Source organism: Streptomyces sp. A18 (assembly GCF_059026065.1).
This window is the reverse complement of sequence record NZ_JBWLKL010000034.1, coordinates 1-24,339: the sequence shown is the minus strand read 5'-3', so window position 1 is coordinate 24,339 and position 24,339 is coordinate 1. Positions and strand designations below refer to the sequence as shown.

The following is a 24,339-nucleotide window of genomic DNA, read 5'->3' as shown; positions in this document are numbered from 1 at the left end:
CGGCACCACCGGTTACTGAGCAGGCGTCTGGCCGGCCGAGCCAGATACAGCGCTCAGGCACAATCGCCGTACCTGAGCGCTGGAGTCGACCGTCTGGTCGGCCGGGTGCGGAGCGAAGAGCGGGCGGGGTGAGTGAGCCTGGATCGCGGCCATCCCACTCTCAGACGGAGCTGCGTGCCTCTTCGTAGTCCGGCTCCGGTGTCGGACCCTTCTGCCTCCCGGTCTTCTTTCCGGCAGCAGGCAAGGTAATCAGCAGCACCACTGCTCCGAGGAGCGCGATGGCCGCGATCCAGGCCGCGCCGACGTGCATGGCGTGGACAAACGCATTGTCAGCAGCCTGAGCTAGAGCGGGCCGGTGGATCGTGGCGGCGACGTGGCGGGCCTGTTCGGCGGAGACTCGCGCCTGATCCTGCACCGGACCGGGTGCAGCCTGCAGCGACGGTTCGATCGCACGTCGGTACGTGATCGACATGATCGTGCCGCCTACCGCGATTCCGATCACGCTGCCGGTTTGTCGCACGGTGTTGGTGACGGCCGATCCCGCACCGGCCTGTTCCAACGGCAGGTCGCTGATCAATGCGGCCGTAACGGGGCCGATCACCATGCCGATCGAGAGACCCTGGATCAGCAACAGGATCTCGATCCAGACGAGTGGAGTGTGGAGTCCGAGGAACCCGTACCCGCCCATGGTCAGCGCAGCCACGGTCAACGCCGGCACGGTGACACGACGCAGCGGCAGGCGGCGAACCAGGCGCGAGGCAAGGGGCGCCCCCACGAGCGCGCCGAATGCGGTCGGGACATTGGCCAAACCCGCCTTCATCGGTGAATACCCGAGCGCGCCTTGCAGGTAAAACGCGTTATAGAAGGTGATGGCGGCCACACCGAAGAGCAGCAATCCGAGCGCCACATTGCCGCCGCCGAATGTGCGGTGCGCGAACAGTCGCGGATCAAAGCTGGGCACTTTTACGCGCAGTTCAACGAGGACGAAGACGGCCAGCAGAACCAGACCGACAACGATCGGCGCCCAGACGTCGACACGACTCCACACCGCCACCTGCCCCGCCCGGATCAGCCCGTAGGCCAACGCCATGAGCCCACTGATGGACAGCACCATCCCAGCGGGGTCCAGTGGTCGCAGAGTGGGGCTGCGGAAATTCGGAACCAGCACGGCGAGCCCGACCAACGCCAATAGCGCGACCGGGACATTGATCAGAAAGACCGAGCCCCACCAGAAATGATCGAGCAGGAACCCCGCCAGCACAGGACCGGCAGCCATTCCGACGCCGGCCGACGTCGAGAAGATACCGATCGCGGCAGCCCGCGCGGGGCCGGTAAAAGTCCACATGAGGATGGCCATCATGGCGGGCGTGATCAGTGCGCTGCCCACCCCCATCACGGCTCGAGCCGCGATCAGCTGGCTCGCATCGCTTGCGTACGCCGCCCACAGCGAGGACCCGGCGAAGATCACCAACCCACCGGAGAACACAGTCCGGTGACCGAACCGATCACCCAATGCGCCCGCAGTGAACATCAAAGTGGCGAAGGCCAAGGTGTACGCACCGGTCGCCCATTGCAGCTGCCCGGGATTGGCCCCCAGTCCATGGGCCGGGTCCGCAAGGGTCTCGAGCGTCGTACTCAGGACGGTATTGTCCAGCCAAATCAGCAGCGAGCAGAGCATAAGAATGGCAAGAATCAACCGCTGCCTGGACTTGGGCAACGTTGGAGAAGCGGTCATGAACACCTTCAGATATCGACCAGCGGGAACTTGAACGACTGGACCATAAGCAAACTCCACGACGCCGTCAAGCTTAGATTCCCTGATCAATACTGTTGCGATTCAACGGGCTATATGCCCTCTGCCATATTTGCGGACTGAACAATTCTGTGCCCTCTAGCAGATTTGCGCTTTGAAGAACTTTATGACTTCCGGAGAGTTGCGACTGAGCGAATTTCATGCCCTCAAGCGAGCGACCGGCGACGGCGTGTTCGCGTAGCGGCCGACGAACTCGCGAATCTCCCGGGCGACGAGCTCGGGAGATTCGTAAGGGGCGAGATGTCCCGCGTCCGACAGGAAGACCAGCCGGCCTCCGGGCATCGCACGGACGTCGGCGATCAACTTGCCCTGCGGGGCGATGGTGTCTCTGCCGCCGATGACGTAGCACGTCGGCACGGCGATCCCGGACAGCTCCTCGAACATGCTCGTGTAAGCACCGCCACCGGTTCCGAGCCAGCTGCGCCAGAACTGCTCTGTGACAGCACTCGTCATCGTGCGCACGACATCGGTCGTCTTGATCGGCTCCAGCGAGATGGCCCCGATGGCCTGCGTGATGGCTTCGACGTCACGGAAGGACCTGGAGAACCGTTCGATGACTGGATCGCCCGCCTCGGTACCTCCCGCGTTCCACGGCATGAGCGCCATCACCGCGAACACCTGGCCGGGCCGGTCGAGGGCGATCCGCACGCTGAGCGCGCCACCGAAGGAGAGACCGACGAGGGCGAAGCGTTCGAGGCCGAGCTCATCACAAGCGTCGATCACTGTTTCGGCGATCGGGGCGAGGCTCGATCCGTCGGCAGGCGCGTGGAGGGAGCCCGCGTGGCCCGGCAGGTCCATGAGAACGAGGCGATAGTCGTCGAGGAGGGGGGCCACCTCGGACCAGCACTCGAGTGAGCACCCGAGTCCGGGCAGCAGAACGATCGAGTCCGGCCCGTTTCCCCGCTCCTCGTAGTGGATACCGTTGTTCGTCTTCGGCATGGGATTCCTCCGTGTGTCACGTGATCAGGGGCTGCCGTTGGTCGCCGCGCTCGCGGGTGTCACGCCGCTACACCAGTGACAGGCTTGCGCGAAGTGAGGCGAGCAGATCCACCACCTCGGAGAGCCCAGCAGCAGTGCCGTAGACGTAGAAGTCCGGGCGAACCAGTACGGCCACGACGCCGGACTCCTTGAGCCAGTCACGCAGCGCCTCGCCCTCTTCCTGGACCCCCTCGGCGCCCACCACGACGGACCGCAGCCCCATCGCGTGCTCGAGTTCCGAGACGGCCGCGGCCGTCGCCGCGTCCGGTTCGACCAAGCTGAACAGGGTGAACCCGCGGCCAAGCACGTCGTCGGACCGCTCGGTCTTCCCGCCGCTCGTACACAGAAAGGGCTGCACAGCCAAGTGCCCGGCCAATGGTTGCCCGTCCCGGAAGCCTGCGCCGACAGGCGGCTCGAACGGTGGCGGAAGCTCGGTCGCCGAGCGCATCTCCTCACGACGTTGCGCCGCACGAACGGGGTCGGTCTCACAGACGACGGTCCCGACCCGCACCGACTCTTCGATGTAGTCGATGACCTGTGGCCTTCTCGAGGGCGTGTACAGGTCCAGCAGCTTCGGTTCTGCGGCGCCCGTCAGCACGAGGTCGAGCATCCAGCCGAGGGTCGCGGCGTCCCGGATACCGGAGCTCATGCCCTGTCCGAGGAATGGCGGCATGACGTGAGCGGCGTCGCCGGCCAGCAGAACCGACCGGTGGCGGAACGTATCGGCCACGATGGATCGGAACTGGTAGACCGTCTGCCGGATCACCTCTCCCTCCTGTGGTCCGATCCAGGGCTTGAGCAATTCCCAGACGCGTTCCGGCTTCACCATCTCCGTGGGATCGTCGCCCTCGACGAGCATGAACTCCCAGCGGAAATACCGCTGAGCGACCCGGCCCATGTGGTTGGGCCTCGCGGGGTCGAGCACCTGGCCGGTGTCGGGGATGTCCAGGGTCGGGGCGCCAGGCCGGGGCCGGACGTCGACGACCAGCCAGTCACCCCGGAAACCGAGGTCCTTCGTCGGAATGCCGCAGAGTGTGCGCACCGCGCTGTTGGCGCCGTCTGCCCCGACCACATAGCGAGCGGTGACGACGCCGCCGTCCGCCAACGTCGCCTCCACGTGGTCGGCCCCCTGGAGCAGGCCGACCAGCTCCGCACCGAAACGCACGTCCACAGTGGATGCTCCGCGGACTGCCGCGTCCAGGACATCCTCGAGTTCCGGTTGGTAGAAGTGGTACGACGCGTCCCAGCCGGAGGGAGCGGCCCATTCCCTTGGCAGACGAGAAATCACGCTTCCATCGGGAGCGAGGAACTCATACACACGAGCTGGTTCGGCAATGCGCCGTACATCGTCGGCGATGCCCAACGACTGAAAGACGCGCATGATTTCGTGATCGAAGTGTCCGGCCCGTGGCGTCTCGTAGCGCCCGACCCGTCGTTCGCACACCAGCACGCGGTGCCCCGACGCACCCAGTAGAGCAGCCAGGGTCTGACCGACCGGCCCGTACCCGATGATGAGGACGTCCGCGTCCACGGCATCCGGCGTGGTCGCGGATGTGCGGGGTTCATCGGCAAGCTTCATATGTCCCAACCCTTCGTTTGCACCGGAGCGTTTACGTGCCGTAAGACCCCCTCAAGTGGCGTCGATGTCCAGCACGATCCGGCCGCGTGTGCGGCTGTCCGCATGGAGCATCCGCCAGGCGTCGGCGGCCTGCTCCAGCGGGAAGGAGCGGTTCAGGGGGACGGACAACTTCCCGGACTCGGCGAGCGCGGCCACCGCCGTCAGCTCTTCGGCGTTCGGGCGTGCCCACACCAATTGGCCACCCTGTTCGGGAGCGGTGATGTCGGCCACGGAGGCGATCCGCGCGGGATCCTTCAAGACCTTCCGCGAGACGGCCACCGCGTCCCCGCCGTAGAAGTCGAGCGCCGCGTCGACGCCCTCTGGCGCGAGCTCGCGCACCCGGTCGGCCAGTCCTTCTCCGTAGGTGATCGGTGTGGCGCCGAGTTCACGCAGGTAGTCGTGATTGCGCTCGCCGGCGGTGCCGATGACGTGTGCGCCCCGGGTGACGGCGATCTGCACGGCGAGCGTGCCGACGCCACCGGCGGCCCCGTGGATCACGACGGTGTCGCTCTCGCCGATGCTGATGCGTTTGATGGCCTGGTAAGCCGTCAGCCCGTTCAGCGGCAGACAGGCCGAATGCAGCCAGTCCCAGGACTCCGGCTTGCGGGCCAGCGTGCGGGCCGGCGCTGAAACCAGCTCGGCGTAAGTACCGTTCTGCGCCCAGTCCTTGACGACGAATCCGATCACCTCGTCGCCGATCTCGAACTCGGTGGCGCCGAAACCGCGACCCTCGACGACGCCGGACATCTCGAAGCCCGGGATGAGGGGGAAGTGGGTCACCATGATGCCGTCGAGGGTGCCGATGGCGATCTTCTCGTCGCCCGGGTTCACTCCGGCCGCCTTGACCCGGACAAGGAACTCGCCGGGCGCGACCGCCGGTGTCGGCTGTTCCGTCAGCTCCAGGTCGTCCGCGCCGCCGTGACGTGGGAGTGCAATGGCTTTCATGGTCACCTCAATGGTCTTGTCAGCTGTCGGGAGTCGGATGCGTGGCCGCCTGGGTCACGCGCGGCCGAGCTGGGCACGGAACCAGTCACAGACAAACTCCGTGCGTTCGGCCGAGTGGTTGTACATGGTGTGGTCGCCGTCGTCCCAAACCCGCAGGGTGGGATGCGCCGACAGGTCGAGGAACACCTTCTGCTGGTCGAGACTGACCAGCGGGTCGTTGCCGCCGTGCAGCACGAGCATCGCGGCGTTCGTGCGCGCGACCGCCGGGTCGAACCACAGGGTGCGGAAGACGGCTGCGGCTTCGTCGTCGGTGTCGACACCCAGGAGCGCCCGCGATTGTTCGCGTGCGGTCCGGAACGGCAGTGGCTCCGGCCTCGCGTTGGCCCCGTTGACGCAACACGCGCCGAAACGGCTGTCGTGCACCGCGGCACGGGCGGCGAGCAGGCCACCGAAGCTGTTCCCCCACACCCCGTACCGGCCGTCGTAGCCGGTACGGGCACGCACGACGTCGAGGGCAGCGCTGAAGGCTCCGTCGACGTGACCGTCGAGGTGGAGTCCGCCGGTCATGCGCGTATCGCCCTGGCCCGGTGCCTCGAGCAGGACAGCGGACAGCCCGCGCCGGGCCAGGGCTTCGGCCTGCTGGTGAAAGGCCGGGCCCCAACCGCTCTGCCCACCGACAATGACCACCGTGGGGCCAGGGCGAGCGCCGGAGCGACTCACGAACCAGGCGGTGCAGTGGCTGTGCAGGAACGGGATCGACAGCCGTTCCACGCGCAACTCGGTGTCGAGCTCGGCCGCGGCCTGGTAGGCCCGGGTGAGCCGGACGTAGAGCGTGCGTTTGGTCGGGTGGTCGGTGTTGAAGGCCATCTGCGCGAAGATCAGCGAGGCCGTTGCCCGGCGTTGGCACGCCACCGCGGTCTCGACATCACCGCGGTCGGCGGCCGCCTCCGCGCGGGTCAACTGCGCCTCGGCCAGGCGAGTCGCGACCTCGTGCCACGACTCCGAGACGGGCGCATCGGCCAGGTGGACGGCGTCCCCGTGGTCCATGCCGTAGTCGAGCATTCGGGACATCGGCATGGCACGCAGCAACGCGGCCCGAAGCTTGGCAGGGTCCTCCGCCGGTACGGGAGCGTCCATCAGGGCACGGCTCCGTCGGTGAACCGCGGTCGTGTTCCGTCCTCCTGCCCCGTCGCACCCCGGGTTCGCAACGGTATGACCGGCGCCGCCTCGGTGACGGTATTGCGCAACTCGCCGAGACCTTCGATCGCCGCGACGACCTCGTCGCCCGGCTGCAACCAGGGGTAGTTCGTCGAGTCGTGAGTGCGGGACAGCTCCAGGATGCAGCCGGTGCCGCAGGTGCCGGAGCCGATCACATCGCCGGGCCTCACTTCGGCGCCGCGGGAGGCGTAGGCGATCATCTCGCCGAAGGACCAGTGGATGTCCGACCACAGGGCGCGGGAGTAGGGCACGCCATTGACTGTGCAGGTCATTTCGAGACGGTGTCCGTTGCCCTCGCGGAAGTCGGCGATCTCGTCCGGGGTCACGAAGTACGGGCCGAGGCTCGTCGCGGTGTCCTTGCCTTTCACCGGCCCCATCGACAGCTTCATCTCGCGCTGCTGAACGTCCCGGCCGCTCCAGTCGTTGAGCACGCAGTAACCGGCGATCGCGTGTTCGGCGTCCTTGGCGGTCAGGCCGCGGCCGCCTTGCCCCACCACGGCGGCGACCTCCAGCTCGAAGTCGAAACGCTCCGCACCCGGCGTCATCGGCACCGGCCCGCAGCCTCGCACGGCGTAGGGGTTGGAGAAGTAGAAGACCGGCAGCTCATACCAGTCCGGTTCCATCTCAAGGCCCCGCCAGGCGCGGCCTGCCCGGACATGCTGTTCGAAGGCGTAGAAATCGCGGACGGTCGGAGGCGTCGCGATCGGCGACAGGGGAACGACGTCCGGAAGCGGCACGGTCGCGCCGCGCCGCAGCGCGGTCCGTCCGGCAGCGAGCAACTCGGCCTCGCCGGCCTCGATGAGAGGCAGCAGATCCGCCGGACCGTCGACGACCCGGACCAGGTCACCGTCCACCACGCCGACGCGTGAGGACGTGCCGTCCGCGTAGCGAACGAACTTCACTGCCTCACCTCCTTGGCTGCGGCACCATCGGCTGCCACCACTTGTTCGCGCGTCCAGGCGCGATAACTCTCCTCGGTGAAACCCGTCGCGCCGTGGCGCTCGACCGAAGCCCGGATGGCGTCCAGAAGCTCCTCGGGGTCGGTCTCGATGTCGATGTGCTCGACGAAGGGCTGTCGTGCCACGAGCCCGGTCCGCCAGTAGACCTCACACCGGTTGCCCTCCGGATCGTAGAAGTAGACGCCGACGGCGTTGCCATGCGAGACGATCATGTCGAGCCGGACGTCGTGCTCCCGGAAACGCCGATGGAAGCCGAGGACGTCCTCGAAGCGCGCACACCGGAACGACACCTGCTGGATGAGTTTGATTCCGATCGGTGCGTCCCGGCCCTCAGCCAGGAGCAGTTCGTGGTGTTCGGTGTCCGGCCGGGCGGACAGGAACCAGATGCCGAGCCGTTCGTCGTGGTCGGTGACCGTCAGGCCGAGGACTTCGGTGTAGAACGCCAGCTGCCGACTCACGTCATGACAGCGCAGGCCCACATGGCCGAGTTCCGCGACGGACGGCGTTGAGGTCGTCACGCCACTCCTCCTGGATAGTGTTCTGCGGTGCAGATCATGTTCTGCACGGTAGCTCGACGCCGGTGGAGCGTCAATGGCGTGGTGTTCTGCTCGACGGCGTATGCTCTGCTCAGCAGAACACGAGAGCGCGGCGCATCAGGCAGTGAATGGTGGCCCCGGTGGTGACTCCGATCGACTGGAGGGGCCCGGTTCGCTCGCGGAAGTGCTCGGAGGCGGCTCCGGCGCCCCCCGGCGGCGTGACGCACCGCCACCATGGCTGCGGACTGATTCGCGAGATCCGTCGAGGCGCCGGGACACCGAGACGCCGAGACGCCGTGAGGAGCTGCGGCTATTCTGGCTGGCGAAATGCAGTTCAATCACCAGAACAGCCGCCGTAGCGACGGCGAGATGGAGGGGTTGTGGCAGTCTCGGCCGCCTACCCGGTGGAATCGATCGACAACGCGGCGCGGATCCTGCTGATGCTGGTGGACAGGCCGACGTTGCGAGTCGCCGATGTGTCCGCCGAGTTGGGGGTGGCCAGGTCGACCGCTCATCGGATGCTGACCACCCTGCAGGCCCGCGACCTGCTCCGCCAGGACACCCAGACCAAGGGCTACGGACCCGGACCCGCACTGGCCAGGCTCGGGATCGCCGTGATGGGGGCGGTCTCCCTCCGCGACGAAGCGCGTCTCCTGCTGGAAAAGCTCGTCGAAGACACCTCCGAGACCGCACATCTGCTCGTACTGGAAGGCACCGAGACCGTCTTCATCGAAGGTGTGGAGAGCCAGCAGGTGATCCGTGCCGGGCTGCGTACCGGGCAGCGAGGCCCGGCGCACGCGTCTGCCGCAGGGAAAGCTCTGCTCGCCGAGCTGCCAAGCGAAGAGTTGCGGCGCCGCTATCCGGGCGCGCGGCTGCGGGGCGGAACCGAGCGCGCGGTAAGTACACGCCGGGCGCTCGAGGCCGAGCTCGAGAAGGTGAGGGAGACCGGCTACGCCACCAACATGGAGGAAAGCGAATGGGACCTCTGCGCGGTGGCCGCCCCGGTACGGAACCGGCAGGGCGTGGCCTGCGGTGCGCTGTCCGTATCCGGCCCGGCGAGGCGGGCGGACGCCAAACTCGCCCTCCTCAGCGGCGCTGTCGTCGCCGCCGCCAACGACCTCGGCGCACGGCTCGGTTAGGCGCGGACTGAGCCCTCGTCCTGGCGGTGGGTGAGGCTCGATGGCTGACTGGTGGACGTGGCGAGGCTCCTGGCAGACGGGTCGGCGAGGCTCCTGGCTGACGGGTGCGGGTCGACGGCTCGGCGGCTCGGCGGGTCAGCGGGTCAGCGGGTCAGCGGGTCAGCGGCCAAGAACAACCGCAACACCAGGAGCGTCGGTGATTGTGTACCCGTCAGCGATCGACCTGCCCAGCTCGGCCTTACGCTTCCTCGCCCGCCAACTCGCCGTCCAGCGACAGCCGATCGGCAGCCGCTGGCGGCGCCTGACGCCGGGGCGGCAGGCCCTCCTTGCCGTCTCCCATCTACGCTGCGGCGACACCTGCACCCCGCTCGCCGCCAGGTTCGACATCGGCTTGGTAGTGCCGCTAGGTCCGTGAAACCGTCGACGCCCTCGCCGCGCGCTCGCCGCGCCCGCCGAGATCCTGCCTCCGCGATGGGGCGGGCGAAGTGGCTGGAGTACGTGATCCTGGACGGGACACTGCCGCCGATCGACCGTACGCGGCATCGGCCGGCGTGTCGGGCAGCTCTGCGTGCGAACTGCGCATCGTGTCGGGCGGTTTCGTCGGTCCGGCCCGGATTGACTCACGCCTCAGCAGGCCGATGAATTCGCCTGCTGCCTAGAGTCTTCCACTGTGACGTTCCCGCCCTGATGGGGCGAGAGGCGGAGCATCCCATGCCATGGAGGAGAGATGGAGGCCAGAATGAGCAATCCGATTCGGCTGTACATGTCGATGTCGCTCGACGGCTTCATCGCCGGTCCGGACGATCGGCCGGGCCAGGAGCTCGGACGTGCGGGTGGACGGCTTTTCAACTGGCTCGACGACCGGGAATCCGACGGGCCCAGCGGACAGGTCTATCGCGAGGCGCTGGCGACCGGCGCGGTAATCTCCGGTCGCCGGACCTTCGAACTCGCCGGGCGTTGGCAGGGCGACCATCACGCCGGTGTGCCGATCTTCGTCCTCACCCACCAGGTGGATGACGGGGACGTGCCGCCCGGCCACGCGCGATTCGTCACCGACGTCGAGGACTGCGCCCGTCAGGCACGCGCGGCAGCCGGGGACCGGCCGATCATGGTCCATGGGGCGGGCGCGGCCCAAGCGCTCCTCCGCGCCGGGCAGATCGACGAGATGGAGATCCACCTGGTTCAGGTGCTCCTCGGGGGCGGCCGACGCCTCTTCGACCACCTTGGTGGTGATCACATCGAACTCGACCTCGTCCGACGGCTCGAGGACCGCGACGTCACCCACCTCCGCTACCGGGTTCGTCGACCCGAGGAAACCGCGTGAAGACGCTCTTCGTCAGCTACCGCGTCACCGACCTGGACCGCTCGCTCGCCTTCTACACCGCCTTGGGCTACGGCGAGCTGGGCAGGGTCGACGCGGGCGACGAGAGTCACCTCGTGATCCTCAAGTTCCCCGACGAGCCGGCGGCCTCGCTCGAACTCGTCCACCGCCCCGTCGGCGGACGCGTCGACGTGGGCAGCGGCTTCGACCACCTCGCTATCCAGGTGGACACCCTGGCCGCCACCCTGGAACGGCTGACCGACGCCGGACTGGAGCCGGGGCCTGTCCAGCACCCGGGCGGCCCCAGCGGCCCGAAGACGTCGTGGCTCACCGACCCGGACGGCTACCGGATCGAGTTGGTGGAGTGGCCGCCCGGACACCCCGACGGCATCACCGCCGCGGACTTCTCCTGAATGGTCCCCTGAGTGGAGTCAGGACGATTGACTCACCCACCGCCGGTGACGCACCCACCGCCAGACGCCGGCACGCGTTACGCCGTCCTGCTCCTCCGGCAGCGGCTCCTCCGCAATGTGCGCGAGAGAACCCGCGGCGTTCCGGCTGCTGTGTTCCCGGCTACACGCCCCGGCTCGCGCCCCTGCTCGCGCCCCGGCTGCCCGCAGCGAGAGCCTGCGCGAGCGCGTCGAGGGTCACGTCGACGATGGCGCGCAGTTGCTCCGCACCCGCCCCCGCTCTGCTCATGACGGCAAGCGACTGGTTCACGGCCGCGATGTGGACGGCGTACGTCTCGGCCGTCTCGTCGTGCAGGCTGCCCGCCTTCAGCGCGGCACGCAGTCGAGTGCGCTGGAAGCCGACCGCCTCTTTGGTGTGCGCGGCGACGCTCGAGCTCAGTACCGGTATCGCCATGGCGGATTGAGCCACCAGACATCCGTCGGGCAGGTCGGGGTCCGCGATGCGTTCCAGGGTGACCTCGAAGAATGCCCGCACGGCTGCGAGTGGCCGATCGGCAGCGCAGGACAGCGCGGCGTCGTACTTCCCTCCGTAGCGCGTGGCGTAACGCTCCAGGCAGCGCATGAAGAGGGCGTCCTTGTCTCCGAGAGAGGCGTAGATGGAGCTGCGGTTGAGCCCGGTTGCCCGGGACAAGTCATCCAGCGATGTGTCGGCGTAGCCGGCTCGCCAGAACTGGATCATCGCGGCATCGAGCACCGCGCCGGTGTCGAACTGCTTCTTGCCTGCCATACCGCACCTCCTTACTGCTGTACCCGGTCTTACTGCTGTGCCCGGTGTTGCCGGCCATCCTATCTTGAACTAACTAGTTCAAGATGGTTAGGCTCGGCACATCCCCGTACTTGCGGCCTCGCCGCCCAGGCCCCGCGCTCATACCGCGCTCACAGGCAACAGGCACCCCGCTCACAGGCCTCACCCTCGGCCGACACACCGAACCCGCACGCCCGACCGACACCGATGAAGGAAGACCATGACTGACCCTGCAATCACCACACGCGTCCCCGACAACCCCGTCCCCGACCTGACACTGCACGATCTGGCCGGTTTCTCCCGCCGCTGGGTCGACGCGGGCGGCGGCATCCGACTTCATACGGTTGAGGGCGGCCGGCCGAACGGCCCAGCCATCGTTCTGCTGGCTGGATTCCCGCAGACCTGGTGGGCATGGCGGAAGGTGATGCCCACCCTGGCCGAGCGATACCGCGTCATAGCGATCGACCTGCCGGGTCAGGGCCACTCCGAACGCCCCGACGGCAGTTACGACACCCACACCGTCGCCGCATACGTCCACGCCGCGGTGGAAGCGCTCGGAGTCTCCGCCTACTGGCTGGCCGCCCACGACATCGGGGCGTGGGTCGCCTTCTCCCTCGCCCTGAAGTACGAGAGTCAGCTGCGTGGCGTCGCACTGCTCGACGCGGGAATTCCGGGCATCACACTCCCCGACACCATTCCGACCGACCCCAAGAAGGCCTGGAAGACCTGGCACTTCGCATTCCACCTCGTGCCCGACCTGCCCGAGACACTGCTCGCAGGCCGCGAACGTGACTACGTCGGCTGGTTCCTGAAGACCAAGGCCCTCTCCCCCGACACCTTCGACGACACCGAGACCGACCAGTACGCCGCGTCCCTCGCCGCCGACGGCGGGCTCCGCGCCTCCCTGGCCTACTACCGGGACGCCGCCGAATCGGCACGGAAGAACCATGCACGCCTGGAACGAAAGCACTTGACGCTGCCGGTTCTCGGGATCTCCAGCAGCCACGGCTCCATTCCTGACATGGCGGCTTCCATCGGGCCGTGGGCCGACAACGCCACCGGCGTCATCGTGCCGGACGCAGGACACTTCATCCCGGACGAACAGCCCGATGCCGTCGCTGCCGCTCTTGCCGCTTTCATCACTGAAAACGACTGACGCAACGCCGACACCCCGATGCAGGCCCCGTCATCGCCCCCGCCCGAGACTTCGTCAATGTCGTCCATAACGTCATTGCCGCCAATGAGCGATCAGACGCGCTCCTAGCGGTTCCTGGCGTAGGTGAGGAAGGCCGTTCCACTCTTCAGGACCGTGCTGTCGGTCAGTTCGTACTGGACCGGGGCGAAGCCGGCCGACGGGGCGAACAGCGGAGTGCCGGAGCCGAGGGTGAGCGGGGCGAGCTTGATGATCAGTTCGTCGATCTCGCCGTACAGCGCGGCGGCCAGCTGGCCGCCGCCCATCAGCCAAATACCCTTGCCCTCCTCCTGCTTGAGCTCACGCACCTTCGCCACCGGGTCGGTGCCGACCAGTTCCACGCGCGGGTCGGGGCTCTCGGTCAGCGTGCGGGAGAAGACCAGGTGCCGCAGGTGCGGGTAGGCGTCGGTGATCCCGGCGTCCAGCCCGTTCTGGTACGTCCGGCGGCCCTCGAGCGCGGTGTCGAAGTGGGTTCCCTCCGCCGTGACGCCGAGCGCGGCCCTGGCCGGCGCGGGCAGGATCTCCGGGTAGACGGCAGCGAGATGGGCCACGTAGTCCTCCCCGACCGGCCAGAAGCCGTCCGGGCCCGTGGGGTCGCTGCCGTCGGAAGCGGAGATGAAACCGTCGAGCGAGGTGGCGATGCAGTAGGTCAACTTGCGCATACAGGTGCCTCTTTCGGTGGGGTGCGGCGGGACTGAGGGTGCATCGGGCGGAGTCAGTGAGCCGAGTCGAGCTTGGGTGCCGAAGGCTCCATGCAAACCCTTACAGTCGATGTACTTTGGTTGAAGTGGTTTGAAGGTAGTACTGTGCCCACAGTGGTGTCAATGACTTTCTACGGAGAGATCCCTTGCGACAGAACCCAGCGCGCCGGACCGCCCTGCTCGACGCCGCCATCGAAGTCCTCGCCCGCGAGGGATCACGCGGCCTGACGCTGCGTGCGGTCGACACGGAGGCCGCCGTTCCCGGCGGCACCGCGTCCAACTACTTCTCCAACCGTGCCGAGTTGCTGCGCCAGATCCTGGCCCGCACCCACGAGCGCCTCACCCCCGACCCGGCGGAACTGGCCTCCACCATGCAGGCGCCGCCCTCCCGTCAACTGGTGGTCACCCTGCTGCACCAGCTCGTCGGACGGATGCGCGCCGACCGCAGCAGCCATCTGGCCATGCTGGAACTGCGCCTCGAAGCCACCCGGCGCCCCGAGCTGCAGGCCGACCTGACCCGTACCTTCAGCGCAATACTGGAGGACAACATCGGCTGGCACCTCGACGCCGGCCTGCCCGGCGACCGCACCACCGTGGTGCTGCTCTACCTCGCGATGCTCGGCCTGATCGTGGACGACCTCACCGTGCCCGAGGTGCTCGCCCCGCACCCCTTCGACGACCTGCTCACGGCGCTGGTGGCACGCACCCTGCCACCAGCCCTAGCGATTCAGCCGCCGGTGGCGCGGCGGTAGTGCTCGGCGATCTCGTCGCTCGTGGTCAGCCATACGCCGTCGTGCCCGGCGATGTACTCCAGCGCCTGGTCAAGGTACTTGGTGCGAAAAGCCTGGCCGATGACGAACGGGTGCAGCGCCAGTGCCATGACGCGGCCGCTGTCCGCCGAGTCGGCGTAGAGCTGGTCGAACTGGTCCTTGACCATCTGTAGGAATTCCGGGCCGGTCATCCGGTGGATGGTGAACAGGCTGATGTCGTTGAGTTCCAAGGTGTACGGCACGCTCAGCACCCCTGGCACGTTCAGCGGGAACGGCTGGTCGTCGGCGGTCCAGTCGAGCACATAGTCAAGGCCGAGCTCGGCGAGCAGTTTCGGAGTGTGGAACGTCTCGGTCAGCGCCGGGCCCATCCAGCCGCGCGGCCGCTGCCCGGTGGCCTTCTCGATGGTGGTGACCATGTCGGTGAGGTAGGACCGCTCCTCGTCTTCGGTCATGTCGGCCTGGAGAATGTTGTTGGTCTTGCCGTGCGCCAGCCAGGCCCAGTCGCGGGTCTTGCCCGCCTCGATGATCTGCGGGTAGTGGACGGTGACTTCGGAGTTGAGCAAGACGCTGGCGCGGATGCCGTGCCGGTCGAGGACGTCCATGGTCCGCCAGATGCCGACCCGGGGGCCGTAGTCCCGCCAGCCGTGGTTGAGCGCGTCCGGGGTCAGGCCCGTGGTCGAATCATTGATGCTGGTGGACGGGGCGCCGAGCCTGAAGTGCTCGACGTTCAGGCCGACATAGAACGCCACTCTGGCGCCGTTCGGCCAGCGGATGGGCTCCCGCTCGGTGATCGGGCTGTAGTCGTAGAGCTCGTTCTCCATGGTCAGGCTTCCGTTCGGGAAAGAGCCCGCCTCGTCGGCGAGCCGTAGGAGCATCTTGCCGGTGTTGACGCCGCGCAGCACGCCGATGACCGCGGTCGGCGCCCGGTCGAGACCGTCGACACCAGCCGGGCCGGAACCGGCCGCCCGCCGAGCCGATCACCCAGGCGGCGCCGAGTTGCCGGGCGAGCGCTCCTGCCAGCACCGGAACACGGTGGAACACTCCGTCGGGCGCTGGGAGGAGGACGGTCTCTCCGAGCAACTCAACACCCCGTCATGACGTCGCGTACGCGGGAGTTGCCCGCGATTCCAGGAGTGACCCGAATCGGCGATGGGCATGCTTTTCTCGGCGGAATTAATCACTCCGCACTACCGCTGGGACATCGCTGTCCGGCCGCTCGAAGAGTTCTATAGGTTGCCTTGACAATATTTTGGTCTCCTTGACCCTGCTGTGCCGCTGATGGAACGGTCGATGGGTGTGCGCAAGTTTCACTCATCGAAATTGGGGGCGGTAGCGTGCTGAATTCAGTGGAGCGACGCCGATTACTGCATGAATTCAATGAGCCTGCCGTTGCCCTACCTGATGTGACGATTCCAGAATTGTTTGCGCGCCAGGCTGAACGTACTCCGAACGCCGTCGCAGTCGTGGACGGCGAAACGACATTGACCTACCGAGAACTCGACGACGGAGCGGATCGGCTGGCGCGGGAACTGATCCTGCGCGGCGTGGCGCCCGGAGCTGTCGTGGGGGTGGTCCTGTCCCGCTCCGCCGCCCTGGCGACGGTCCTCCTCGCGGTGCTCAGGGCCGGGGGAACCTATCTGCCCCTGGACCCGGATTATCCGGCCGAGCGCGTGGAGTTCATGCTGCACGACGTGCGGCCGGTGCTGTTGCTCACCACCTCGGCCGCCGCCGTGAGCCTGCCGACCGTCACCTGTCCCGTCATCGTGCTCGAGGACCTGGACGAGCTGGACAGCATGGCGGCCGCACCGGCGCAGCAAGCGGATGGAAGCGCGCCAGAAGCCGCAGTGGCGGTGCGTCCCGATCACCTCGCGTACGTCATTTACACCTCCGGTTCGACCGGGGTGCCCAAGGGCATCGGCATCTCCCACCGGGACGTGGTGGGTCTCGCGCTCGACCGCTGCTGGCGCGGTGGCGCCCACGAACGGGTGCTGCTGCACTCCCCGTTGGCGTTCGACGCCTCTATCTACGAACTGTGGGTGCCGCTGTTGAGCGGAGGCGCGGTCGTCGTGGACCCCTCCGGGGACCTGACCCCGGAGGTCCTTGCCGGCCTGGTGAGCGACCACGGCGTCACCTCCCTCTTTCTGACCACCTCCCTGTTCAACCTCCTGGCCGAGGAGGACCCGCACTGCCTGGCCGGACTGAAGGCCGTGTGGATCGGCGGCGAGCGCCTCACCGCGCGTGCCGTCCGACGCGCCGTCGAGGCCTGCCCGCACACGCAGTTCGTCAATGGCTACGGGCCCACGGAGACAACGGTCTTCGCCGTTTGCCACGCGGTGGACCCAGAGGAGCCGGTCGGTGACGACATCCCGATCGGCCGCTCCATGGACAACATGCGCGCCCATGTACTCGACGACCACTTACGGCCGGTACCTACGGGGACGGCCGGTGAGCTGTATCTGGCCGGTGTCGGTGTGGCGCGTGGCTATCTGAATCGGCCCGCGCTGTCCGCGGAGCGCTTTGTGGCCTGCCCGTACGGGGATCCCGGTGAGCGGATGTACCGGACCGGCGACGTAGTGCTGCGAACCTCCGGCGGCGAACTGGTGTACCAGGGGCGCGTCGACACCCAGGTGAAGGTGCGGGGCTTTCGGATCGAGCCCGGCGAGATCGAGACGGTGCTCCTCTCCCACCCCGGCGTGGCGCACGCGGCGGTGCTCGCCCGTGAGCCCGCCGGCCGGGCCGGGGGCAAGCAACTGGTGGCGTACGTCGTCCCGGTCGGCTCCGACGCGGGCGGCTGGGGGCCGGCGGGCGGCAGCATCGCCATCGACTCCGGTTTCCGGGTCAGGGACCTGCGCGAGTTCGTCGCGGGCCGCCTGCCCGATTACATGGTGCCTTCGGTCTTCATGGTCCTCGACCGGCTGCCACTGACCCCGAACGAGAAGCTGGACCGGGCCGCGCTTCCCGAGCCGGAGTTCCGCGGCGGTGACTACCGGGCGCCGCGCACGCCCGTCGAGGAGATCCTCGCGGAGCTGTTCGCCCAGGTCCTCGGCCTCGACCGGGTCGGCATCGACGACGACTTCTTCGCGCTGGGCGGCGACAGCATCCAGTCCATCCAGATCGTGTCACGGGCGCGCGCACAGGGTACGCAGGTGAGCTCCCGCGAGATCTTCGAGCACCGGACCGTGGCCGCCCTGGCGGAGGTCGCCGCGCGCCGCGGGTCCGGTACGGAGCCGGTCCTCGCCGAGATGGCCGGTGGCGGCAGCGGATGGATGCCGCTGATGCCGGTGGCGCGGTGGATCCTCGAACGCGGCCCCGGTTTCGACCGGCTCATCCAGGCCGTCGTACTCGAACTGCCGGACGGCATCGACCGGGACGGACTGACCGCGACGCTCGGCGCGGTCCTCGACCGGCACGATCTGCTGCGCGCCCGCCTCGTGACCGGCGACGACAGCGCACCCGGGCAGCCGGGCGAAGGCATGGGCCTGCACGTCTCCCCGCCCGGTACGGCGGACGTGGCCCCGCTGATCCAGCGCGTCGAGTGCTCCGGCGACTGGGACGCGGAAGCCTGGCGCCACCTGCTGGTGCGCGAACTCGACGCGGCTGCCGGGAGAATGGACCCGGCAGCCGGTCTCGTGGCGCAGTTGGTGTGGTTCGACCCACGGGAGGCTGAAGGAGGCGGGCCCGCCTCCGACTCAGTAATCGCTTCATCCTCCGCTGCCACAGCTGCCTCCGCCGGTCCTGGCCGACTCCTCGTCGCGTTCCACCACATGGTGATCGACGGAGTGTCGTGGCGGATCCTGATGCCCGACTTCGCCGCGGCGTGGGCGCGGGTGCGGACCGGGCGCGAACCGGACCCGGCACCGGTGACGACATCGGTGCGGCGATGGGCCCACGCCCTGGTCGACGCGGCCACCGCCCCGGAACGGGTGGCGGAACTACCGCTGTGGCGTTCGGTGGTGGCGGGTCCCGACCCCGTCCTCGGCACCCGGCGCCTGGACCCCGCGGTGGATGTGATGGCCACCGTGGAGAAGGTGCGGGTCCTGCTGCCGGTGCCCGTCACGGAAGCAGCCCTGACGGCGCTTCCCGCGGCCGTGCGCGGCGGGGTCAACGACGGTCTGCTGGCCGCACTCGCCCTGGCCGTCGCACAGTGGCGCCGCCTGCGCGGCGTCGACGAGCCGTCGACCCTGATCCGGCTCGAAGGGCACGGCCGTGAGGAGGACGTGGCGCCGGGCGCGGACCTGTCGCGCACGGTGGGCTGGTTCACCAGCGTGTTCCCTGTGCGCCTCGACCTCGCGGGCGCCGACATCGACGACGCGTTCGCGGGCGGCCGGGCCGCCGGCGACGTACTCAAGGCGGTCAAGGAGCAACTCCTCACCCTGCCCGACAAGGGCATGGGCTACGGCCTGCTGCGGTATCTCAACCCGGAGACCGCCGAGGCCCTCCGCGACCATCCGATCGGCCAGGTCGGCTTCAACTACCTCGGCCGGTTCTCCGCCGCCGACATGCCCGACGAACTGCGCGGACTCGGCTTCACGCAGACCGCCGAACTGGCCGACTTCGCGGAGCTGGCCGAGCTGGACGCCGGGCATGACGCGCGGATGCCCGCGCTGTGCGAGGTGGACATCAACGCGACCGTCACCGACACCGCGGACGGCCCCCGGCTCGGCGCCGTCTTCGGCGCCCCGGCGGGCGTGCTCTCCCCCGACGAGGTACGCGAGCTCGCCGACCTGTGGTGCGACGCCCTCACCGGCCTGGCCCGGCATGCCGCCCGCGCCGACGCGGGAGGTCTGACGCCATCGGACGTCCCCCTGGTGACCGTCACCCAGAGCTCCATCGAGGCCTGGGAACGCCGCTATCCGGGGCTCACCGACATCTGGCCGCTGACCGCGCTCCAGTCGGGGCTGCTCTTCCAGTCGCAGCTGAACGACTCCACGTTCGACGCGTATCAGGTGCAGTACACGCTGCACCTGTCCGGATCCGTCGACCCGGACCGGATGCGCGCGGCCGGTCAGGCCCTCCTCGAACGCCATGCCGCCCTGCGGACCGCGTTCGTGTCCGGCGACGACGGAGACCAGCTGCAACTGGTGGTCCACGGGGTCACGTTGCCGTGGACCCACCACGACCTGTCCGGTCTCGACGGGCCCGACCAGGACGACGCCTTCGAAGGGTTCCTCGCCCAGGACCTGGCGACCCACTTCGACGCCGCGACCCCGCCGATGCTGCGGCTGTCCCTGATCACGCTCGGCCCGGACCGCTCGGAGCTGATCCTGACCGCGCATCACGTGCTGTTCGACGGCTGGTCGCTGCCGCTCCTGACACAGGATCTGCTGCGGCTCTACCCCACAGGGGGCGACGCGACAGGACTGCCGCGCGTGCGCGACTACCGGGACTTCCTGCACTGGCTGGCGCGACAGGACCACACGGCATCGGCCACCGCCTGGGCGGTGGAGCTCGACGGCCTGGAGGAGCCCACTCTGCTCGTGCCCGCCGACGGGCCCAGGAGGGACCTCACCGGCATCGGTCAGGTGGAGGTGCCGCTGCCCGCCGACGTCGCGCGCGCCCTGTCCCGCCGCGCGGCCGAACTGGGCATCACGGTCAACGCCGTCGTCCAGGGCACTTGGGCGATCCTGCTGGCCCGGCTCACCGGCCGCCAGGACGTGGTGTTCGGCGCCACCGTCTCCGGCCGCCCGCCCGCCGTGACCGGCGCGGACTCGATGGTCGGCCTCTTCCTCAACACGGTGCCGGTACGGGTGCGCTGCTCCCCCGGCGACACCCTCGCCGAGCTCCTGACCGCGCTGCAGGGCCGGCAGGCCGCCCTCCTCGATCACCATCACCACCCCCTCACCGACATCCAGCGGGCCACGGGGCTTGCCACGCTGTTCGACACCTACGTCGCCTTCGAGTCCTTTCCCCTGGACCGGTCGGGCATCGGCGAGGCGAGCCGTGCCGCCGACATCACCGTCACCGGCATCCGCCCGTTCGCCACCACGCACTATCCGCTGACCGTGATGGCCCTCGCCGACTCCGACCGGCTGCGCCTTTCGCTGCAGTACCAGCGGAGCATGTTCGACGAGGACGAGGTCGACCGCGTAGGTGCCCGTTTCGGCCGGATCCTTCGTCAGCTGGCGGCGGATCCCGGTCACCGGGTGGGCGCCGTCGACGTGCTGGAGCCCGCCGAAAGGGAGCGGCTCCTTGGCCAGTTCAACGACACGACGGCACCGGAACCCGGGCTGACCGTCCCTCAGGTGTTCGAGCAGCAGGCGGCCGCCACCCCGGACGCGGTCGCGGTGGTGTGCGGCGAGGTGTCGTTGACGTACCGCGAACTGGACGAGCGGGCCAACCGCCTCGCGCGCGGCCTGGCCGGGCGCGGGGTCGGGCCGGAAGACGTCGTGGCGGTGGCGCTGCCCCGCTCGGCCGACCTGGTCGTCGCGCTCCTGGGCGTGCTGAAGTCCGGTGCCGGCTATCTGCCGATCGACCCGCAGTACCCCAGCCGGCGCCTCGCGCACATCCTGCGCGACGCGCGCCCGGTCCTTGTCCTCACCGACCCCGCCACCGGCAGCGCGGTGCTCCCCGACGACGGCACACCCCGCGCCGCGCTCGACGAGATCACGGCCGGCGAGAGCACAGCGGGCCACGGCCTGGGTGACGGGGACCGGGTGCGGCCCCTGCGGGCCGACCACGTGGCGTACGTGATGTACACCTCCGGGTCCACCGGGACCCCGAAGGGCGTGGCCATCACCCACCGCAACGTGACCAACTGCCTGCCGGGCCTCGCGGCCACGCTCGGTATTCCACCGGGGTACCGCATGCTGGCGGGCACCTCGGTCAACTTCGACGTGTCGGTCTTCGAGCTGTTCAGCACGCTGTCCACCGGCGGCAGCGTCGAGGTGGTCCGCGACGTGCTGGTCCTTGGCGAGCGCGACGGCTGGTCCGGCGGTGTGATCAGCACGGTCCCCTCGGCGTTCACCGAACTCCTCGACCAACTGGGCGGCAAGATCGGCGCGGACGCGGTGGTGTTCACGGGCGAGGCGCTGCCCGCCTCGCTGGTGCGTCGGGTGCGCGAGGCGCTGCCCGGCGTGCGTGTGGTCAACGCCTATGGCCAGAGCGAGACCTTCTACGCGACCGCGCTCGCCGTCGACGGTGCGGACGAGTGGCGGGCCACCGCGAACGCGCCGATCGGCACACCGCTTCCGGGCAACCGGGTGTACGTCCTGGGCGACGGTCTGCTGCCGGTGCCACCGGGCGCGGCCGGCGAACTGTATGTCGCCGGGGCGTCGGCGGGGCGCGGTTACTGGGGCCGCAGCGCGCTGACCGCGGAGCGCTTCGTCGCCGACCCCTACGGGCCGCCGGGCGCGCGGATGTACCGCACCGGGGACCTGGCCCGGTTCAATGCGGCGGGCGAGCTGGAGTACGCCGGGCGCGGCGACGCGCAGGTGAAGATCCGGGGCATGCGGGTCGAGCCCGCCGAGGTCGAGGCGGCGCTGACCGCGCATCCCGGGGTCGGCCGGGCGGTCGTCATCGCCCGGGACGGCCACGGCACGGGCCGGGCCGGGCAGTTGGTGGCCTACGTCGTGCCGTCCGCTACGGGGGGTGCGAGGCCCGACGCACTGCGCCGGTTCGCCTCCGAGCGGCTGCCCGAGTTCATGGTGCCCGCGGCCGTCGTCCTGCTGGACGCGATGCCGTTGATGCCCAACGGCAAGCTGGACCGGGCCGCGCTGCCCGAACCCGAGTTCACCGCCGGGCTGTACCGCGCACCCCGGACACCGCAGGAAGAGACCCTCTGCCGCCTGTACGCCGAGGTCCTCGGCGTCGACCGGGTGGGGATGGACGACGACTTCTTCGCCCTGGGCGGCCATTCGCTCCTGGCCGCCCGGCTCCTCAGCCGCATCCGCGCCGAGCTCGGGACCGACGTACCTCTGCGCGCGCTCTTCGACACCCCCCGCATCACCGACTTCTCGAGCAAGGTGAAGGACGCCTCCGCGGCCCCCGAGAAGGATTCCGCCGCGTCGACCCGACCTCGTCTGCGCAAGATGGATAGGAGCAAGTACTCATGATCCCGTTGTCCTTCGCGCAGCGCCGTCTGTGGTTCATCGACCGTTTCGAGGGCCCGTCCGCGGCCTACAACCTTCCCTTCGTCCTCCAGCTGAGCGGTTCCCTGGACGAGGCCGCGCTGTCCGCCGCGGTGCGCGACATCGTCGTACGCCACGAGAGTCTGCGCACGGTGTTCGGCCAGGACGAGGCGGGCGTACCCGGGCAGCGGGTGCTGCCCGAGGACCAGATCCAGCTCCCGGTGCCCGTGACCGATGTGGCACCGGCCGACCTGGCCGGTGCGGTCGCCGAAGCGGTGGCCCACCGCTTCGACCTCTCGACCGAGATCCCCGTGCGGGCCCATCTGCTGCGCCGGGCCGCCGACGAGCACGTACTGGTCCTGGTCATGCACCACATCGCCAGCGACGGCGAGTCGATGGGGCCGCTGGCACGCGACCTGGCCGCCGCATACAGGGCCCGTCTGACGGGCGACGCCCCCCAGTGGCCCGAGCTGGCGGTGCAGTACGTCGACTACACCCTGTGGCAGCGCGAAGTCCTGGGTGCCGAGTCCGACCCGGACAGTGTCCTCGCCACCCAGCTGCGCTACTGGCAGGAGGAACTCGCGGGCGCCCCCGCTCAGTTGCCTCTACCGACGGACCGGCCCCGGCCGGCCGCCGCCAGCCACCGCGGCGACAGCGTCCAGTTCACGATCGAGCCCGCCCTCCTCTCCGCGGTGCAGAACCTGGCCGACGACCAGGCCATACCCGGGCTGACCCCGACGATGGTGATGCAGTCGGCCGTCGCGGTGCTACTGCACCATCTGGGCGCCGGCGATGACATCACGATGGGCTCCACCATCGCGGGCCGCCCGGACTCCGAACTGGCGGACCTGGTCGGGTTCTTCGTCAACACCTGGGTGCTGCGCACCGACCTGGCCGCGAACCCGACCCTTGAGCAGGTGCTCCAGCGGGTGCGGAACAAGGCGCTCGGCGCGTACGAGAACCAGGACGCCCCCTTCGAACGCCTGGTGGAGGCACTGAACCCGGAGCGTTCCACGGCCTACCACCCGCTGTTCCAGGTGATGTTCACCTGGCAGGGAGACTCCCGCGTCGATCTCGCCCTGCCCGGGGTACAGGCACGTCTGGAGGCGGTGCCCACCGCGACCGCCAAGTTCGACCTGGAGTTCAACTTCGGCATCGACCCCGACGAGCGGTCCATGCAGTGCACGCTCGAGTACGCCACCGACCTCTTCGACCGGAGCACCATGGAGGCCGTCGCCGCCCGCTTCGTGCGGGTGGTACGGGCGTTCGTCGCCGACCCGGGTGCGCGGGTCGGTTCGGTGGACGTGCTCGACGCGGCCGAACGGGCGCTGGTGCTGCGCGAGTTCAACGCCACGGCGACGCCGACACCCGAGGTGACGATCCCCGCACTCTTCGAGCGGCAGGCGGCCACCACCCCCGACGCGGTGGCGGTGGAGTCGGACGGTGTGACCCTGACGTACGGGGAGTTGAACGCGCGGGCGGAACAGGTGGCCCGCACTCTGGCGGGGCGTGGAGTGCGTCCCGAGTCGGTGGTCGTGGTGGCACTGCCGCGCACCGCGGACCTCGTCGTGGGGCTGCTGGGCGTACTGAAGGCCGGGGCCGCGTATCTGCCGATCGACCCGAAGTACCCGAGCGCGCGCCTGGACCACATCCTGGCGGACGCCCGGCCCGGTCTCGTCCTGACGGCCGCGGAGTCGGCCGACGTGCTGTCCGGCACCGACGTCCCGCAGCTGTACGTCGCCGACATCGCGAGCGAACCCGTTCCGGCGGACGCCGGGCAGACACCGCCGGAGCCGCACAACGCGGCGTACGTGATGTACACCTCGGGTTCGACCGGCACCCCCAAGGGCGTGACCGTCACGCACCAC

18 protein-coding genes are annotated in these 24,339 nt (G+C 69.0%); 8 read left to right on the top strand and 10 right to left on the bottom strand.

Features of this window, described 5'->3' with window-relative positions:
• Positions 1-160: 160 nt before the first annotated feature.
• From AC5P1C_RS34215 to AC5P1C_RS34185, 7 genes are all read right to left on the bottom strand, one after another.
• A complete protein-coding gene (locus AC5P1C_RS34215) occupies positions 161-1,735 on the bottom strand; it encodes an MFS transporter (protein ID WP_493869867.1) in 1,575 nt (524 codons plus the stop codon).
• 216 nt (positions 1,736-1,951) lie between these two features.
• A complete protein-coding gene (locus AC5P1C_RS34210; protein ID WP_493869866.1) occupies positions 1,952-2,752 on the bottom strand; it encodes an alpha/beta fold hydrolase in 801 nt (266 codons plus the stop codon).
• Positions 2,753-2,819: 67 nt separating this feature from the next.
• Entirely contained in the window at positions 2,820-4,322 is a 1,503-nt protein-coding gene (locus AC5P1C_RS34205) for a bifunctional 3-(3-hydroxy-phenyl)propionate/3-hydroxycinnamic acid hydroxylase (RefSeq protein WP_493869865.1), read from the bottom strand.
• A 99-nt stretch (positions 4,323-4,421) separates the two neighbouring features.
• Positions 4,422-5,354 carry an NADP-dependent oxidoreductase gene (locus tag AC5P1C_RS34200; RefSeq protein WP_493869864.1) on the bottom strand — a complete coding sequence of 311 codons (933 nt, stop codon included), beginning with the start codon at positions 5,352-5,354 and terminating at the stop codon, positions 4,422-4,424.
• Positions 5,355-5,408: 54 nt separating this feature from the next.
• Positions 5,409-6,491 (bottom strand): alpha/beta hydrolase, encoded by a 1,083-nt coding sequence (locus AC5P1C_RS34195; RefSeq protein WP_493869863.1) that lies wholly within the window; start codon positions 6,489-6,491, stop codon positions 5,409-5,411.
• Positions 6,491-7,474: a fumarylacetoacetate hydrolase family protein gene (locus AC5P1C_RS34190; RefSeq protein ID WP_493869862.1), complete on the bottom strand. Its 984-nt coding sequence runs from the start codon at positions 7,472-7,474 to the stop codon at positions 6,491-6,493. Before AC5P1C_RS34190 ends, AC5P1C_RS34195 begins: the two co-directional genes overlap by 1 nt.
• On the bottom strand, positions 7,471-8,049 hold the full coding sequence (locus tag AC5P1C_RS34185; RefSeq protein WP_493869861.1) for a VOC family protein: 579 nt from the start codon (positions 8,047-8,049) through the stop codon (positions 7,471-7,473). Before AC5P1C_RS34185 ends, AC5P1C_RS34190 begins: the two co-directional genes overlap by 4 nt.
• 398 nt (positions 8,050-8,447) lie before the next feature.
• On the opposite strand from AC5P1C_RS34185, the gene AC5P1C_RS34180 reads away from it, so the two are divergent.
• The 4 genes from AC5P1C_RS34180 to AC5P1C_RS34165 all read left to right on the top strand — a co-directional run bounded on the left by AC5P1C_RS34180 (position 8,448) and on the right by AC5P1C_RS34165 (position 10,940).
• Positions 8,448-9,206: an IclR family transcriptional regulator gene (locus AC5P1C_RS34180; RefSeq protein ID WP_493869860.1), complete on the top strand. Its 759-nt coding sequence runs from the start codon at positions 8,448-8,450 to the stop codon at positions 9,204-9,206.
• 196 nt (positions 9,207-9,402) lie between these two features.
• Positions 9,403-9,621: a helix-turn-helix domain-containing protein gene (locus AC5P1C_RS34175; RefSeq protein WP_493869859.1), complete on the top strand. Its 219-nt coding sequence runs from the start codon at positions 9,403-9,405 to the stop codon at positions 9,619-9,621.
• 324 nt (positions 9,622-9,945) lie between these two features.
• A complete protein-coding gene (locus AC5P1C_RS34170) occupies positions 9,946-10,530 on the top strand; it encodes a dihydrofolate reductase family protein (protein ID WP_493869919.1) in 585 nt (194 codons plus the stop codon).
• Positions 10,527-10,940, top strand: coding sequence for a VOC family protein (locus AC5P1C_RS34165; protein ID WP_493869858.1), 414 nt, complete (start codon positions 10,527-10,529; stop codon positions 10,938-10,940). The genes AC5P1C_RS34170 and AC5P1C_RS34165 overlap by 4 nt, the downstream gene beginning before the upstream one ends.
• Before the next feature lie 160 nt (positions 10,941-11,100).
• On the opposite strand, the gene AC5P1C_RS34160 is transcribed toward AC5P1C_RS34165, so the two are convergent.
• Positions 11,101-11,724 carry a TetR/AcrR family transcriptional regulator gene (locus AC5P1C_RS34160; RefSeq protein WP_493869857.1) on the bottom strand — a complete coding sequence of 208 codons (624 nt, stop codon included), beginning with the start codon at positions 11,722-11,724 and terminating at the stop codon, positions 11,101-11,103.
• A 238-nt stretch (positions 11,725-11,962) separates the two neighbouring features.
• Here AC5P1C_RS34160 and AC5P1C_RS34155 point away from each other — a divergent pair, with 238 nt between their 5' ends.
• On the top strand, positions 11,963-12,898 hold the full coding sequence (locus AC5P1C_RS34155) for an alpha/beta fold hydrolase (RefSeq protein ID WP_493869856.1): 936 nt from the start codon (positions 11,963-11,965) through the stop codon (positions 12,896-12,898).
• 104 nt (positions 12,899-13,002) lie between these two features.
• Here the strand turns inward: AC5P1C_RS34155 and AC5P1C_RS34150 are convergent, their stop codons facing one another.
• On the bottom strand, positions 13,003-13,596 hold the full coding sequence (locus tag AC5P1C_RS34150) for a dihydrofolate reductase family protein (protein WP_493869855.1): 594 nt from the start codon (positions 13,594-13,596) through the stop codon (positions 13,003-13,005).
• A gap of 185 nt (positions 13,597-13,781) precedes the next feature.
• On the opposite strand from AC5P1C_RS34150, the gene AC5P1C_RS34145 reads away from it, so the two are divergent.
• The gene (locus AC5P1C_RS34145) at positions 13,782-14,387 is read left to right on the top strand and encodes a TetR/AcrR family transcriptional regulator (protein WP_493869854.1); all 606 of its coding nucleotides are present in this window, start codon (positions 13,782-13,784) and stop codon (positions 14,385-14,387) included.
• Here AC5P1C_RS34145 and AC5P1C_RS34140 read toward each other — a convergent pair.
• On the bottom strand, positions 14,363-15,307 hold the full coding sequence (locus AC5P1C_RS34140) for a polysaccharide deacetylase family protein (protein ID WP_493869853.1): 945 nt from the start codon (positions 15,305-15,307) through the stop codon (positions 14,363-14,365). The genes AC5P1C_RS34145 and AC5P1C_RS34140 overlap by 25 nt on opposite strands.
• A 432-nt stretch (positions 15,308-15,739) precedes the next feature.
• Here AC5P1C_RS34140 and AC5P1C_RS34135 point away from each other — a divergent pair, with 432 nt between their 5' ends.
• Entirely contained in the window at positions 15,740-22,456 is a 6,717-nt protein-coding gene (locus tag AC5P1C_RS34135) for an amino acid adenylation domain-containing protein (RefSeq protein WP_493869852.1), read from the top strand.
• Positions 22,453-24,339, top strand: a 1,887-nt coding sequence (locus tag AC5P1C_RS34130; protein WP_493869851.1) for a condensation domain-containing protein, incomplete at its 3' end; no start/stop codon positions are given. The genes AC5P1C_RS34135 and AC5P1C_RS34130, both read left to right, overlap by 4 nt.